Source organism: Paraburkholderia fungorum (assembly GCF_046026025.1).
Classification (GTDB): Bacteria; Pseudomonadota; Gammaproteobacteria; order Burkholderiales; family Burkholderiaceae; genus Paraburkholderia; species Paraburkholderia fungorum_E.
In genome coordinates, this window is record NZ_JAQQFL010000024.1 from 125,723 (window position 1) to 140,454 (window position 14,732).

Annotated in this window: 14 protein-coding genes; 10 read left to right on the top strand and 4 right to left on the bottom strand. The window is 61.9% G+C overall.

Annotated features, from left to right (window positions below):
- Positions 1-99: 99 nt before the first annotated feature.
- From queA to secF, 5 genes are all read left to right on the top strand, one after another.
- Positions 100-1,149, top strand: coding sequence for a tRNA preQ1(34) S-adenosylmethionine ribosyltransferase-isomerase QueA (gene queA / locus PQR67_RS24500; RefSeq protein ID WP_408464940.1), 1,050 nt, complete (start codon positions 100-102; stop codon positions 1,147-1,149).
- Positions 1,150-1,385: 236 nt separating this feature from the next.
- Positions 1,386-2,603, top strand: a complete 1,218-nt coding sequence (gene tgt, locus PQR67_RS24505; protein WP_408464942.1) for a tRNA guanosine(34) transglycosylase Tgt — start codon at positions 1,386-1,388, stop codon at positions 2,601-2,603.
- A 226-nt stretch (positions 2,604-2,829) separates the two neighbouring features.
- Positions 2,830-3,159: a preprotein translocase subunit YajC gene (yajC, locus tag PQR67_RS24510; protein WP_169486259.1), complete on the top strand. Its 330-nt coding sequence runs from the start codon at positions 2,830-2,832 to the stop codon at positions 3,157-3,159.
- A 118-nt stretch (positions 3,160-3,277) separates the two neighbouring features.
- Positions 3,278-5,326 (top strand): protein translocase subunit SecD, encoded by a 2,049-nt coding sequence (secD, locus tag PQR67_RS24515; RefSeq protein WP_408464944.1) that lies wholly within the window; start codon positions 3,278-3,280, stop codon positions 5,324-5,326.
- 18 nt (positions 5,327-5,344) lie between these two features.
- Positions 5,345-6,295 carry a protein translocase subunit SecF gene (gene secF / locus PQR67_RS24520; RefSeq protein ID WP_408464946.1) on the top strand — a complete coding sequence of 317 codons (951 nt, stop codon included), beginning with the start codon at positions 5,345-5,347 and terminating at the stop codon, positions 6,293-6,295.
- Between the two features lie 186 nt (positions 6,296-6,481).
- On the opposite strand, the gene PQR67_RS24525 is transcribed toward secF, so the two are convergent.
- Positions 6,482-7,759, bottom strand: coding sequence for an MFS transporter (locus PQR67_RS24525; RefSeq protein ID WP_408464948.1), 1,278 nt, complete (start codon positions 7,757-7,759; stop codon positions 6,482-6,484).
- Between the two features lie 45 nt (positions 7,760-7,804).
- On the opposite strand from PQR67_RS24525, the gene PQR67_RS24530 reads away from it, so the two are divergent.
- Complete coding sequence (locus PQR67_RS24530; RefSeq protein ID WP_408464950.1) at positions 7,805-8,008, top strand: hypothetical protein; 204 nt, start codon at positions 7,805-7,807, stop codon at positions 8,006-8,008.
- A gap of 41 nt (positions 8,009-8,049) precedes the next feature.
- On the opposite strand, the gene PQR67_RS24535 is transcribed toward PQR67_RS24530, so the two are convergent.
- From PQR67_RS24535 to PQR67_RS24545, 3 genes are all read right to left on the bottom strand, one after another.
- Entirely contained in the window at positions 8,050-8,619 is a 570-nt protein-coding gene (locus PQR67_RS24535; RefSeq protein WP_408464973.1) for a YceI family protein, read from the bottom strand.
- Between the two features lie 78 nt (positions 8,620-8,697).
- Entirely contained in the window at positions 8,698-9,261 is a 564-nt protein-coding gene (locus PQR67_RS24540; protein ID WP_408464951.1) for a YceI family protein, read from the bottom strand.
- A gap of 8 nt (positions 9,262-9,269) precedes the next feature.
- Positions 9,270-9,830 (bottom strand): cytochrome b, encoded by a 561-nt coding sequence (locus PQR67_RS24545; RefSeq protein ID WP_408464953.1) that lies wholly within the window; start codon positions 9,828-9,830, stop codon positions 9,270-9,272.
- Positions 9,831-10,409: 579 nt separating this feature from the next.
- On the opposite strand from PQR67_RS24545, the gene PQR67_RS24550 reads away from it, so the two are divergent.
- The 4 genes from PQR67_RS24550 to PQR67_RS24565 are packed head-to-tail and all read left to right on the top strand — an operon-like array spanning position 10,410 to position 14,199.
- The gene (locus tag PQR67_RS24550; protein WP_408464955.1) at positions 10,410-11,165 is read left to right on the top strand and encodes a paraquat-inducible protein A; all 756 of its coding nucleotides are present in this window, start codon (positions 10,410-10,412) and stop codon (positions 11,163-11,165) included.
- Between the two features lie 7 nt (positions 11,166-11,172).
- Positions 11,173-11,823 carry a paraquat-inducible protein A gene (locus PQR67_RS24555; protein ID WP_408464957.1) on the top strand — a complete coding sequence of 217 codons (651 nt, stop codon included), beginning with the start codon at positions 11,173-11,175 and terminating at the stop codon, positions 11,821-11,823.
- The gene (locus PQR67_RS24560; RefSeq protein ID WP_408464959.1) at positions 11,816-13,474 is read left to right on the top strand and encodes a PqiB family protein; all 1,659 of its coding nucleotides are present in this window, start codon (positions 11,816-11,818) and stop codon (positions 13,472-13,474) included. Before PQR67_RS24555 ends, PQR67_RS24560 begins: the two co-directional genes overlap by 8 nt.
- Complete coding sequence (locus PQR67_RS24565; RefSeq protein ID WP_408464961.1) at positions 13,471-14,199, top strand: PqiC family protein; 729 nt, start codon at positions 13,471-13,473, stop codon at positions 14,197-14,199. Before PQR67_RS24560 ends, PQR67_RS24565 begins: the two co-directional genes overlap by 4 nt.
- Positions 14,200-14,732 lie beyond the last annotated feature (533 nt).

Below are 14,732 nucleotides of genomic sequence, written 5' to 3' on the forward strand. Positions count from 1 at the left end.
TAGCGTGCGGCCCCGCGGGCCGCTCAGGCGTCCCGCAATCATAGCCGCCCGGCTCCGGCTTCGGCTCAATTCAGTCCCAATTCGCTTCCAGTCGTCCGCATGTTTACGCTTTCCGATTTCGATTTCGATCTGCCACCCGAGCTGATCGCGCAAGTGGCGCTCCCTGAGCGCAGCGCCAGCCGTCTGCTCGAAGTGGACAACACGGTGAGCCCCGCGCGTCTCACAGACCGCCGCTTTGCCGAGCTGCCCGAGTGCATCGCGCCCGGCGATCTGCTGGTCTTCAACGATACCAAAGTCCTGAAGGCGCGCTTCCTCGGCCAGAAGGCCAGTGGCGGCAAGATCGAAGTACTGGTAGAGCGTCTGACCGGCGAGCGCACAGCGCTCGCGCAGATCCGCGCGAGCAAGAGCCCGCAGCCGGGCACCACGATTCGTCTGGCCGACGCGTTCGACGTGACGGTCGGCGAGCGCGTCGAGCCGTTCTACACGTTGCATTTCCCGGACGACTGCCTGACGCTGATCGAACAATTCGGCCGCCTGCCGCTGCCGCCGTACATCGAGCACGATCCCGACTCGACCGACGAAACCCGCTACCAGACGGTGTTCGCGCAGAACCCCGGCGCGGTGGCCGCGCCCACCGCCGGCCTGCACTTCGACGACGCGCTGCTCGCGCGGCTCGACGCCCGCGGCGTGGAGCGCGCGACCCTCACGCTGCACGTCGGCGCGGGCACCTTCCAGCCGGTGCGGGTCGAGAATCTGGCCGAGCACAAGATGCACAGCGAGTGGTATCACCTGCCGCAATCGCTCGCCGACAAGATCGCGGCGACGCGCGCGCGCGGCAACCGCGTGATCGCGGTGGGCACGACGTCGATGCGCGCGCTCGAAGCCGCCGCGCGCGATGCCGAAGCGGCCGGACGCCCGCTCGGCGCGGCCAGCACGGAAACCGATATTTTCATTACGCCCGGTTATCAATTCCGCGTGGTCGACCGGCTCGTGACGAATTTCCATTTGCCGAAGTCGACGCTGCTGATGCTGGTGTCGGCATTCGCGGGCGTTGAGACTATCCGTGAAACGTATCGACATGCGATCGAACAGCGTTACCGCTTCTTCAGTTATGGCGACGCGATGTTGCTGACGCGCCGCGATGTCTGAACCGTTCCGTGCCGCACGGCGATTTCCCGTGCGATAGCGTTGCGCGCCGGCAGCGCGCGCGGTAGTCTGCCGCTCCTTGCCGTGTTGGTGTAACGGCAATCGCTCCGGCCTTCTTGCGCACGCGTGCCGCTGCGGATCGTTGTTGTATCTCGAGTTTTCTTTACCCAGCCGCCGTGGCTTACCCGGCGGCATCCACTATTTGCGCCGGACTGTTTTCCGGTAGCACAGGAGTCTCCATGACCGACGGTCATACCCACGATACAAGCGGTACTTGCAATACCTGCGCGAGCCACGGCGAGGACACCCCCGCCCGCCCTGACAACGGCCTCAAATTCGAACTGCTCGGCACCGACGGCCAGGCGCGGCGCGGTCGCCTCACGCTGAATCACGGCGTGGTCGAAACGCCGATCTTCATGCCGGTCGGCACTTACGGCACGGTGAAGGCGGTTCAGCCGCGCGAGCTCGAAGAAATGCACGCGCAGATCATCCTCGGCAACACGTTTCACCTGTGGCTGCGCCCGGGCCTGGAAACGATCGAGGCACACGGCGGCCTGCACAGCTTCATGGGCTGGAAGAAACCGATCCTGACGGACTCAGGTGGTTTTCAGGTGTTTTCGCTTGGCGATCTGCGCAAGATCACTGAAGATGGCGTCACGTTCGCGTCCCCGATCAATGGCGACAAGCTTTTCCTGTCGCCGGAAGTGTCGATGCAGATCCAGAAGGTGCTGAACTCGGACATCGTCATGCAATTCGACGAATGCACGCCGTACGCGACCAACAACGTACCGACTTCGCATCAGGAAGCCGCCGATTCGATGCGCATGTCGATGCGCTGGGCCAAACGATCGATCGACGAATTCAACCGCCTCGGCAATCCGAACGCGCTCTTCGGCATCGTGCAGGGCGGCATGTTCGAGGACCTGCGCGACGAATCGCTGGCGGGTCTCGCGGACATGGATTTCCACGGTCTCGCAATCGGCGGCCTGTCGGTCGGTGAGCCGAAAGAAGACATGATGCGCGTGCTGAACCATATCGGCCCGAAGCTGCCGGCCGACAAGCCGCACTACCTGATGGGCGTCGGCACGCCGGAAGACCTGGTGGCGGGCGTGGCCGCCGGCGTCGACATGTTCGACTGCGTGATGCCGACCCGCAACGCGCGCAACGGCTGGCTCTTCACCCGTTTCGGCGACATCAAGATCCGCAACGCCGCGCACAAGAACTCGCTACGCCCGCTCGACGAGCAATGCGGTTGCTACACCTGCCGAAATTTCACCCGGGGCTACCTGCACCATCTGCATCGTGTAGGGGAAATCCTCGGTGCGCAGTTGAACACGATTCACAACCTGCACTATTACCTCGAATTGATGCAGGAAATGCGCGATGCGATCGACGCAAAACTGTTCGAGCCCTTCCGCAAGCGCTTCCATGAGAACCGCGCGCGCGGCATCGGCTAGCCGGCAAACGGGAATCAAGCGGGAATTGGCTGACGAGACTAACGAATTTGACGGAAGAATCGGTTGGCACTGCGCGGAAAACCTTACAATTAACTTTCGCGCACGGCAAAAAAGGCTTTAAACGGTTGATCGGAAAGCCGATTCGCCGCGCCGACCCCCGTCAGGCCAGTGGTAGAATAACCGGCTGATTTTTTTGATTGTTTCGATTTATAACGGAGAGACCAACGTGTCGTTCATTACCGATGCCTTCGCCCAAGGCACAGCAACAGGTGGCATTGAATCGAACCTGATGAGCTTCCTGCCGCTGATCCTGATGTTCGGCGTGCTGTACTTCATCATGATTCGCCCGCAAATGAAGCGCCAGAAGGAACATCGCAACATGCTCTCCGCCATGGCGAAGGGCGATGAAGTCGTGACGAATGGCGGCATCGTCGGCAAGGTGACCAAGGTGGGTGAGGCTTACGTCGGCGTCGAAATTTCGGAAGGCACGGAAATCACCGTGCAAAAAGCGTCGGTCACGACGATTCTCCCGAAGGGCACGATCAAGTCGCTGTAAGGCCTGCTCTCTCGCGTCCGGCGCGGCCTCGCCGGCGGTTTTCGCAAAACAACGCTGAACCGCCCGCGCTCATCGCCGGACGCATCGCTTCCAAGCCAACCTTCCCGTTGGACCACTCATGAATCGCTACCCCCTCTGGAAATACGCCGTGATGCTGGTGGCTCTGGTCATCGGCCTCGTGTACACCCTGCCCAATCTGTTCGGCGAAGCGCCGGCGGTGCAGGTGTCGAGCGGCAAGGCAACGGTCAAACTCGACTCGACTACGCTGTCGGCGGTCGAAGCGGCGCTTGCTGCCAATCAGATCAAACCTGAAGACGTCACGTTCGACAATTCGTCGACCAACGCGAACATTCGCGTGCGGCTCTTGGACACCGACACGCAATTGCGTGTGAAGGACCTGCTGCAGAAGTCGCTGAACAGCGACCCGACCGATCCGCAGTTCGTCGTGGCGCTGAACCTGCAAAGCGCGTCGCCGCATTGGCTGACCGCCTTGCATGCCCTGCCGATGTACCTCGGTCTCGATCTGCGCGGCGGTGTGCACTTCCTGCTGCAGGTCGACATGGCCGGCGCGCTCAACAAGAAGCTCGACTCCGATGCATCGGATGCTCGCACCATGCTGCGCGACAACAACATCCGCGACGGCGGCGTGAACCGCGTCAACCAGACGGTGGTGATCAATTTCGCCGACCAGGCCACGGCGGATGCGGCATCCAAGCAATTGAGCCGCAGCATCAGTGAACTCCAGTGGGCCTCGCAAACGAACCCGGACGGCGGTGTGCAACTGGTCGGCACGTTCACGCCGGCGGTGCAGAAAGCCGTGCAGGACGCCGCGCTCAAGCAGAACATCACCACGCTGCATAACCGCGTGAACGAACTCGGCGTGGCCGAGCCGGTGATCCAGCAGCAAGGCTCGGACCGTATCGTGGTGGAACTGCCGGGTGTGCAGGACACGGCGAAGGCCAAGGACATCATCGGCCGAACCGCAACGCTCGAAGCGCGTCTCGCCGACCCGGTCAACACGCATCCGAATCCGGGCGACCCGGTGCCCCCGGGCGACGAACTGTTCACCCAGGGCAACCAGACGCCGGTGCTGTTGCGCAAGCAGATCATCTTCACGGGTGACCGCATCATCGACGCATCGGCAGGCTTCGACGAACATCAACGCCCGTCGGTCAATATCCGTCTGGATTCGGCGGGTGGCCGCGCAGTGCGCAGCGTCTCGCGCGACAACATCGGCAAGCCGATGGCGATGGTGCTGTTCGAAAAGGGCAAGGGCGAAGTGCTGACGGTGGCGACCATCCAGTCGGAACTCGGTGACCGCTTCCAGATCACCGGCCAGCCGAACCCGCAAGCCGCCGCCGACCTCGCGCTGCTGTTGCGCGCCGGATCGCTGGCCGCGCCGATGGACATCATCGAAGAACGCACGATCGGCCCGAGCCTTGGCGCGGACAACATCAACAAGGGCTTCCACTCGGTGGTGTGGGGCTTCGTCGCGATCGCCGTCTTCATGATCGCGTACTACATGCTGTTCGGCGTGATCTCGATGATCGGCCTGTCGGTCAACCTGTTGCTGCTGATCGCCGTGCTGTCCATGTTGCAGGCCACGCTCACCTTGCCGGGTATCGCCGCTATCGCGCTCGCGCTCGGTATGGCGATCGACGCGAACGTGCTGATCAATGAGCGCGTGCGCGAAGAACTGCGCCACGGCGCGCCGCCGCAACTGGCGATCCAGAACGGCTACGCACATGCATGGGCGACGATTCTCGACTCGAACGTCACCACGCTGATCGCCGGCCTCGCGCTGCTCGCCTTCGGCTCCGGCCCGGTGCGCGGCTTCGCGATGGTTCACTGTATCGGCATCCTGACGTCGATGTTCTCGGCGGTGTTCTTCTCGCGCGGCATCGTCAACCTCTGGTACGGCGGCAAGAAGAAGCTCAAGTCGCTGGCCATCGGTCAGGTGTGGCGTCCGCAACCGGAAGGTATCGACGGCGCTGCAGCTTACCTGGGTAACGACGACGCCGCGACCGACACCGCACGTGCCGTCGCCGCGGCAAGCGCCAAGCCCAAGGCCAAAGCTGCTGCACAGGCGCGTGGCAAGCCGACCGTGCGCCGTCGCGACGCGTCGGGTTCGTCGAACACGCCGCAGAAACCGGGTTCATCCCGCTGAGTCCCGGAGAACAAGACCATGGAATTTTTCCGTTTCCGCAAAGACATTCCGTTCATGCAGCGTGCGTTGATCTTCAACGCAATCTCGCTGCTGACGTTCGTCGCTGCTGTATTTTTCCTGCTACATCGCGGGCTGCATCTGTCGGTGGAATTCACCGGCGGTACCGTCGTCGAAGTGCAGTATCCGGGCGCCGCACCGCTCGAACCGGTGCGCGGCACGCTCAACAAGCTGGGCTATCCCGACGCGCAGGTGCAGAACTTCGGCACCTCACGCGACGTGCTGATCCGTCTGCCGCTCAAGCAGGGCTACACGTCGGCGCAACAGAGCGACCAGGTAATGGGCGCGCTGAAGGGCCAGGACCCGCAGGTGCAGTTGCAACGCGTCGAGTTCGTCGGCCCGCAGGTCGGCAAGGAGCTCGCGACCGACGGCCTGATGGCGCTGGCCTGTGTGGTCATCGGCATCGTGATCTATCTGTCGTTCCGCTTCGAATGGAAGTACGCAATCGCCGGCGTGATCGCGAACTTGCACGACGTGATCATCATTCTCGGCTTCTTCGCGTTCTTCCAGTGGGAGTTCTCGCTGTCGGTGCTGGCCGCGGTACTCGCGGTGCTCGGCTACTCGGTGAACGAATCCGTCGTTATCTTCGACCGGATTCGTGAAACCTTCCGCCGCGAACGCAAGATGACCGTGATCGAAGTGATCAACCACGCGATCACCAGCACGATGTCGCGCACGATCATCACCCACGGTTGCACGCAGATGATGGTGCTGTCGATGTTCCTGTTCGGCGGCCCCACGCTGCACTACTTCGCTCTCGCGCTGACGGTCGGTATTCTGTTCGGTATCTACTCGTCGGTGTTCGTCGCAGCGGCGCTCGCCATGTGGCTCGGCGTGAAGCGCGAAGATCTGGTGAAGGACAAGAAGGAACGCACCGATCCGGACGATCCAAACGCAGGCGCACAAGTCTGATCCTGCCGCACGCGGACATCTGACCCGCTCGCAAAAAGAAAGGCCGGTTCTCACGAACCGGCCTTTTACGTTTACCGCCTTCACGACTGTGTTGTCACCCGGCGCTGTCTGACTATCTCTCCACCCGGGCGACTGCCCTGCGCTGTCGCGAGACGCTATCGCCGGGCAGCGTAACGCAGCACAGACTCAGCGAAACCCAAGCTTGCGGCGCGCGGCCATCAGCGCCACCAGGCTGATGGCCGCGGCGAGAATCATGTAGTAGCTCGGCGCGGCCTTCGACCCCGTGAAGCTGATCAGCCACGCGATGATGAACGGCCCGAAGCCGCCGAAGATCGTCACGGCGATGTTATAGGCCAGCGACATGCCCGTGGTACGCGTCTGCACCGGGAACATCTCGGAGAGCAAACCGGGCAGCGCCGCGAAGTAGCCGGTCATCAGAAAGCCGAACACGATCTGCAGCGCAATCAGCGTGCCGAAGGTCGGATGCGCGACCAGATACACGAAGGCCGGATTGATCAGGATAAGCAGCAGCAACGCCGAGATCAGCATGATCGTGGTGCGCCCGTGACGGTCCGACAGATGGCCGACCAGCGGCGAGAACACCATCTGGATCAAGCCGGTCAGCGCAATCGCCGCAAACGCAACCGACGGCGCCAATCCCAACTGCTTCACGCCGTACGTCGGCATGAACAGCACCAGATAGGTCGACACCGTGCCGAGCACCACCACGCCGATCGCGATCACGAGGCGCAGCTTCTGGCTGGCAAAGGTATCGCGCAACGGCGTCGCGGTGGTTTCCGCCGCGAGGAATTCAGGCGTTTCGTCGAGTTTGGTGCGGATGTACCACGCAACCGGTCCGATCAGAAGACCGAAGAAGAACGGCACGCGCCAACCCCACGAGGCCATCTGCTCCGGCGACAGTTTGCCGGTCAGCACCACGCCGAAGCCGGCCGCGAGCAGCGTGGTCAGTCCCTGGCTCGCCACCTGCCAGCTCGCGAAGAAACCACGCCGCCCCGGTACGTGCTCCGCAAGAAAGGCCGTGGCGCTGCCGAATTCGCCGCCCGCCGAAAAACCTTGCATGAGACGCGCCAGCACGAGAATCACGGGCGCCGCGATGCCGATGCTCTGATACGTCGGCAGAACCGCGATGATCAGCGTGCCGCACATCATCAACAGGATCGACAGCGTGAGCGCCGCCTTGCGCCCGGCGCGGTCGGCGTAAGCACCGATCACGATCGCGCCGAGCGGCCGCATGAAGAACGACACGCCGAAAGTGCCCAGCGTCAGCAGCAGCGAAACCGTGTCGTTACCCGCCGGGAAAAACAGCTTCGCGATGATGACCGCGAAAAAACCATAGACCACCAGATCGAACCATTCCAGCGCGTTGCCGATCGAGGCGGCAACCACCGCGCGCCACGAATTCTGCCGGCTCCCCGCGAGGCTTGCTGCTGTCGTTGTATTCATGCAGATCTCCAATGCGCGCGAAATATTTTTAACGTAGGTTTTACGTTGGACATTGCCGAACTGGGTGCGCGCACAACCAGTACGGAACCAGCGCTCTATGTACCTGAAAAATTAAACCGATGCGAGCGGCAAATAAGCCGTGGCCGCCGCGCAAGGCTTTCGGCGTTTCAGGCGGCCAATAAAAAACCGCTTCGTCGCAAAAGCGAACGAAGCGGTTTTTTTGTTGCGGCGCAACGCGCCGTACCATGACTCGCCTTGAATACAAATCGGCGAAAGGCTGGTTAAAGCGCTTATTGCTTGATGCCTTCGGACTGGATATGCAGCTTGGTGTCCATGCTGAAGCCGTACTTGGCGCCGAAGTCCATGCCGTATTCGCTGCGGTCGAAATGAGCGCTCGCTTCCACGCCACACACTTCACGCTTGAGCACCGGGTGCTGCATGCACTTGAACGATTCGATCTTCAGATTCAGCGGCTTGGTCACGCCACGGATCGTCAGGTTGCCGATCACTTCGACCGGCTTGTCGCCGTCGAACTTGATATCCGTGCCCTTGTAGGTCACCGACGGATACTTGGCGACGTCGAAGAACGCGTCCGTTTTCAGATGCTCATCGAGCTTGGTGTTGCCGGTCTCGACTGAAGCCGGATCGACGGTGACATCCACTGTGCCGGTTTTGGCCGCGCGGTCGAGCGTGACCGTGCCGGAGCTCTTGGCGAACTTGCCGCGCCACACCGAGAGGCCGCCGAAGTGATCCGCCTCGAAGCTCGGATACGTGTGGGTCGGGTCGAGCTGATAAGTGTCGACGGCAGCAAATGCGCCGAGCGAGAAAGATGACGCCAATGCACCGACAGCGATCAACAGGGAAGTTTTCAATTCAGGCTCCTTACGTTTCTGAAATTCTTGAAGGATAGCGGCTGCGCCCAACGAGCGCAGCGACTATCACTTGCGTGCGGCAACGATATGAAATTTGATCACCACCTCATCGGCGACCACCGAGGTGTCTTTCCATTCGCCGGTGCCGATGTCGAATTGCGAGCGCTTGATTGGCAACGAACCGTCGAATGTCTGCGTCGCGCCCTGCTGCGTGACCGTGACCGGCACCACGACGGTCTGCGATTTACCCTTGATGGTCAGCTTGCCGGTGACCTTGAACTGATTGCCGCCGGCCGGGGCGATCGCGCTCGAGACGAAGGTTGCACTCGGATAGGTCTTCGCGTCGAACCAGTCCTTGCCGCGAACCTGGTCGTTATAGCTTTCGTCACCGAGGTCGTAACTGCCGACGTCGATGCTGAACTGTGCGCTGCCGTCGGCCGGTTTTGCCGGGTCGAACTTCACTTGCGCGGTGAATTTACCGAATTTACCTTCCACAGGCACGTTCATCTGCTTCGAGGTTGCCGTCACCGAACTTTTGGTGACGTCGACCTGCGCGAGCGCACTGCCGGCCGCGGTCAGCGAGGCTGCTGCGAACGCCGCGAGCATGTAACGATAAAACGAAACTTTCATGGTTATCCTTATTTGATGAAAGGGAGCATGCGCGACAGCAAGCCGTCGCGGTCCAGCCATTGGTGCTTGAGCGCCGCCGCGACATGCAACGCGACCAGCACGAGCAATGTGTAATTCAGCGCGATATGCACGTTTTTCAGCAGTTCCTTGAGATGCGGGTCCGGTGCGATCAGACGCGGCAGCGGAATCAGCCCGAGGTACACCACCGGCACGTTGGCCGCCGAGCTATACAGATAGCCGGAAGCGGGAATCACGATCATCAGCACGTAGAGCAGCAGATGCGTGAGATGCGCGGCGCCGCGCTGCCAGGCCGGCATGCGGCGCGGCATCGGCGGGGAAGCATGGGTGGCGCGCCACAGAATGCGCAACACGGCGAGCGCGAACACCGTCACACCGATCCATTTGTGCCAGGAGAAGTAGCGCAGCTTGGTGGGCGTGAAGCCGGGAATGTCGGTCATCACCCAACCGAGCGAGAAGCCGCATACGATCAGCAGCGCGATCAGCCAGTGAAAAGCGATAGCCGTCCGCGTGTACGACTCCCGGCCGCCGAAAGAAGGATTGAGTGCCATGACAGGTCAACGCAAGCTAAGAGAGGTTAACGGCGCAGCCGGCTCGGCTATTCCACGCCGCCCATGCATGCGGCATCGTGCGATTTGATGGAAAGGCTGGCGGCTGCGGCACACGCCAAGGCCGCCATGCTACCGCAAGCGGAAAAAGCTGGCTGCGGGGGACCAGAGTTAGCGTTTTAGCTGTCGACGGGTGTTAGCGCTTTAGCGCTTACTCCCGTCCCATGCAAAGCTGTCGACGGGAGTCAGCGCTTTAGCGCTTACTCCCGTCCCATGCAAAGCGCTTACCCTGATCCCATGCAAAGCCGACTGAGCTGAATGCCACCCGCATGAAAATTCTCCCGCCTGCCGGCCGGCATTGAACAATTGGGGACGGAGGCTGTCTGAGAGAAGCATTTTTGTGTAAGACTAGTCCCGTTTTCGACGACGCCCGGTTCACCGCTTGCACCGGGTTCAACGCCTGGCGCAGCGGCAAAGCGCGTTTGATACTATTGTTCCACGCTGATTGCTGCACTTTTTCTCCGGCCCTGCCCCGAAACCGGCATTGCACGCCCGTCCTCACGTCGTTAGCCCTTCTGCCGTATGGAACATGACAACCTGATCGCGTGCCATGAATGCGATGCCCTGTTCAGCAAGCCGCGGCTTGTCGGGCGCACGGTCGCGCGCTGTCCGCGCTGCGGCGCGACGCTCTATCGCGGCGTCTCCCGCAAGCTCGACAGTATCTGTGCGATGACGCTGGCCGCGCTGATCACGTTCATCATCGCCCAGGCTTTCCCGATCGTCGAACTCGAAACCAACGGCATCACCTCGCAAACCACCCTGTTCGGCGCGCTCATCGCGCTATGGGGCGAGGACATGCAGATCGTCGCGGTCATGGTGTTCTGCTCGACCATCCTGTTCCCGCTGACCGAACTGGTCGCGCTGCTCTACGTGCTGATCCCGCTGCGCGCCGGCTATGTGCCGCTCGCCTTCAATCGCGTGTTGCGCGCCATTCAGTTCGTGCGGCCATGGGGCATGATCGAAGTGTTTATGCTCGGCGTGCTGATTACCATCGTGAAGATGGTGAGTCTCGCACGCGTGATTCCCGAAGCGGCGCTCTTCGCGTTCGGCGTGCTGACGCTGATGATCGCGGTGGTCGTGACGTTCGATCCGCGCGTGCTGTGGGACCTCGCCGACGAATTGAACGACCGCAGCAAGAGACCGCTGCCGCGCACCGCCGCTGACAGCGCGGCGCTTGCCGTCAGTTCGCTTGATGGGCCGCCCGCGCCGCCTGCGGTGCAAGGCACGGTTCAACCCGCATTGCCGCCGGGCGCGCCGCCGGCGCCGCATCAAGGATGAGCGCACGATGAAATACGTGACCGCGAAGAGCGCCGGCCTGGTCGCTTGCCACGCGTGCGGACGCGTGGAGCCGCGCATCCGTTCCATCACGCCGCAACACTGCAGTCGTTGCGGCGCGGTACTGCACCGGCGCCACCCTGACAGCCTGATGCGCACCTGGGCACTGCTGATCGCCGCGGCCTTGCTGTATATTCCGGCGAATTTGCTGCCGGTGATGCACACGTCGTCGCTGCTCGGGTCGGAAGACGACACCATCATGAGCGGTGTCGTGTACTTCTGGACTTCGGGCGACTGGCCGTTGGCCGTGATCGTATTCATCGCCAGCATCATGGTGCCGATGCTCAAGCTCAGTGTGCTCGTGCTGCTCACCGCCACTGCGCAGCGCCGCTCGCGCTGGCGGCCGGATCAGCGCACCACGCTGTACCGGATGGTCGAAAAGATCGGGCGCTGGTCGATGCTCGACGTGTTCGTCGTCACGCTGACCGTCGCGCTGGTCCGTTTCAAGTCGCTTGCCGTGATCACGGCCGGACCGGGCGCGATCGCCTTCGGCTCGGTGGTGATCCTGACGATGATGGCATCCATGCAATTCGATCCACGGCTCATCTGGGACAACGTGGAAGGCAGTACCCCAAAACCTCAGGACCTCGACCATGACTAGCCCGCAAGGACCGACGCCCGCCTCCGATGCGCCGCGCAACGATTCGAACGGACCGAAGCTGCCGCCTCAATTGCCGGATCCCGACATCGAGCCACGCAGCCGCTGGCTGCCCTCGCTCGTCTGGGTGATTCCGCTGATCGCCGCGCTGATCGGCATCGCGCTCGTGATCAAATCGGTGACCGAAAAAGGCCCGACCATCGCCATCAGTTTCATTAGCGCCGAGGGCCTCGAGCCAGGCAAGACCAAGGTCAAGTACAAGGACGTCGACGTCGGCTCGGTGAAGACCATCACGTTGTCCAAAGATCTGTCGCACGTGCTGGTTCAGGTGCAGCTCACCAAGGAAGGCGAAAATTTCGCGGTCAAGGATTCGCGTTTCTGGGTGGTGCGTCCCCGCGTCGGCGCGAGTGGCGTGTCCGGACTGACCACGTTGCTCTCGGGTGCATACATCGGCGCGGACGCCGGTCATTCGCCGGACACCGAGAAAAACTTCGTCGGCCTCGAAACGCCGCCGCCTATCACGGGCGACCAGAAGGGCCACCAGTTCATTCTGCATGGCGAGTCGCTCGGCTCGATCGACATCGGTTCGCCGATTTTCTACCGGCGCGTGCAGGTGGGTCAGGTGGTCGGTTTCTCGCTCGACAAGGACGGCACCGGCGTGACAATGCAGGTCTTCGTATCGGCGCCGTTCGACCAGTACGTCGGCACCAACTCGCGCTGGTGGCATGCGAGCGGGGTCGATCTGCGGCTCGACTCGAGCGGCTTCAAACTGAATACGCAATCGCTCGCGACGGTGATCGTCGGCGGTTTGTCGTTCCAGTCGCCAATGGGCCAGGGTGTGGGCGCGCAGGCGCCGAACAATATGACGTTCCGCCTCGCCCCGGATGAATCGGACGCGATGCGTGAACCGGACGGCGTGCCGTTGCGTGTGGTCATGAACTTCAACCAGTCGCTGCGTGGTTTGTCGGTTGGCGCTACGGTGGATTTCCGCGGCATCGTGCTGGGCCAGGTGACCAACATTGGCATCGACTACGATCCGAAGACGCGCAGCTTCACGATGCCGGTGACAATGAACCTGTACCCGGACCGCCTCGGCAAGCGTTTCCGCGAAACTGCGCCGACCCCGGGCACGCTCGCCGGTCAAACCTTGCTGCAACAGCTCGTCAAGCATGGCCTGCGCGGCCAGTTGCGCACCGGCAATCTGATTACGAGCCAGTTGTATGTGGCGCTCGATATTTTCCCGAAAGCGCCGCCGGCCACGGTTGACGTGACGGGTGATCCGCTCGAATTGCCGACCATTCCGAACACGCTGGACGAACTGCAACTGCAAGTCGCCGACATTGCGAAGAAGCTCGACAAGGTGCCGTTCGACCAGATCGGCTCGAACCTGAACAGCGCGCTGAAAAACGCTGATCAGCTGTTCACGCGACTCGACAAGGAAGTCGTGCCGCAGGCGCGCGACACCCTGGCCGCGGCAAAGCAGACCTTCGGTTCGGCCGAGGCAACCTTGCAGCAGGACTCGCCGTTGCAGTCGGATGTTCATCAGGCGTTGCAGGAACTGACACGCACATTGCAGTCGCTGAATGCGCTGTCGGATTATCTGGAGCGTCATCCGGAATCGCTGTTGCGCGGTAAAACAGGAGATAAACCATGATGTTTGCCCGGCTCCCCCGCCCACCGCGCGGGCTTGTGCGCGGCGCTGTTTATGTCGGCGCTCTGGCCGGACTGGTGGCGATGGCGGCGTGTTCGTCGCCGAGCAGCCGCTTTTATACGCTCGGCGCCGATGGTGTGCCGGCCGGGTCCGCGGCGCCGGTTAGCGCGCGGACTTCGGCTGCGCCGGCGTGGCTGATCGAAGTCGCGCCGATCGATGTGCCGCCGCAGGTGGCGAAGAACCAGCTTGTGGTGCAGACCGGACCGACGCAGGTCAAGGTGCTCGAGCAGGAGCGCTGGGCTTCGTTGCCGGGTGACGAGATTCGCCGTGCTTTGTCGACCAGTCTGACGCAGCAGTTGAACACGATCGATGTGTATGGCACTGCGTATCCGGATGCGACGCCGGTGTACCGGGTCAGCATGAATGTGCAGCGGTTCGAGTCATGGCCGGGGTCGCATGCGTTGATCGATGCGGTGTGGAGTGTGCGGGCCGTGCGTGGGACTGCTGTGATGACTTGCCGGAGTGTGGTGAGTGAGCCGGTTGGCGACGGCTATGACGCGCTGGTTAATGGGCATCGGGCGGCGTTGCAGCGGATTGCTTTGCAGGTGGCTGCTGCTGTGCAGGCTATGGTTTCTGCTGTGCCTAAAGGTGGCTCCGCCGGGAAGGGGGGTGGGTTTGTTGCGCCTTTGTGTCCTTCTTCTGTGGCTTCTGTTGCTGTGGGTGGTTGAGGAAGTTGTTTTTTTTGCTCGCGCTTGGGGGGTGTGGTTTTGTGGTGTTGGTGCTGGCGTTGGTGTTGGTGTTGGCCTTTCCTTGCTTTGTTAGTGGTCTATTAGCGTTCCCCCTGTGCGGGGGGGCACCTACTTTTCTTTGCCTGCCGCAAAGCAAAGTAGGCAAAAGAAAGCGGCTCAAACCGCTAATTCTTAAGTGGGTCCCCTGGCTTGGAGGAGGTAGTGGTGCATCTGGAATCCGTGCCCTCGCACATTCAGCCATAGTGACAAAGCCGTCATACTTCCGGCGGCGCTGCGCGCGCCGAAACCCGTTTCCAAAAAACGTCAGCTCTGCAAAGTGTAGCGCCTGATTTCCCTGGCAGACCCGTCCGCGACGCACGTAGTGCGGAGTGGGAGCGAATGAGTGCCTTGTCACCAGTGCGGAGTGTGCGGGGGCACCGATTCCAGATGCACCACTGCCCCCTCCAAGCCAGGGGACCCGCTTATGAGCTGGCGGTTTGAGCCGCTTTCTTTTGCCTACTTTTCTTTGCGGC

Coding starts and splice junctions, on each gene's coding strand:
- queA (WP_408464940.1), top strand. CDS start 100: ATGTTTACGCTTTCCGATTTCGATTTCGATCTGCCACCCGAGCTGATC.
- PQR67_RS24565 (WP_408464961.1), top strand. CDS start 13,471: ATGATGTTTGCCCGGCTCCCCCGCCCACCGCGCGGGCTTGTGCGCGGC.
- PQR67_RS24560 (WP_408464959.1), top strand. CDS start 11,816: ATGACTAGCCCGCAAGGACCGACGCCCGCCTCCGATGCGCCGCGCAAC.
- PQR67_RS24525 (WP_408464948.1), bottom strand. CDS start 7,759: ATGAATACAACGACAGCAGCAAGCCTCGCGGGGAGCCGGCAGAATTCG.
- PQR67_RS24545 (WP_408464953.1), bottom strand. CDS start 9,830: ATGGCACTCAATCCTTCTTTCGGCGGCCGGGAGTCGTACACGCGGACG.
- tgt (WP_408464942.1), top strand. CDS start 1,386: ATGACCGACGGTCATACCCACGATACAAGCGGTACTTGCAATACCTGC.
- PQR67_RS24550 (WP_408464955.1), top strand. CDS start 10,410: ATGGAACATGACAACCTGATCGCGTGCCATGAATGCGATGCCCTGTTC.
- secF (WP_408464946.1), top strand. CDS start 5,345: ATGGAATTTTTCCGTTTCCGCAAAGACATTCCGTTCATGCAGCGTGCG.
- secD (WP_408464944.1), top strand. CDS start 3,278: ATGAATCGCTACCCCCTCTGGAAATACGCCGTGATGCTGGTGGCTCTG.
- PQR67_RS24555 (WP_408464957.1), top strand. CDS start 11,173: ATGAAATACGTGACCGCGAAGAGCGCCGGCCTGGTCGCTTGCCACGCG.
- PQR67_RS24540 (WP_408464951.1), bottom strand. CDS start 9,261: ATGAAAGTTTCGTTTTATCGTTACATGCTCGCGGCGTTCGCAGCAGCC.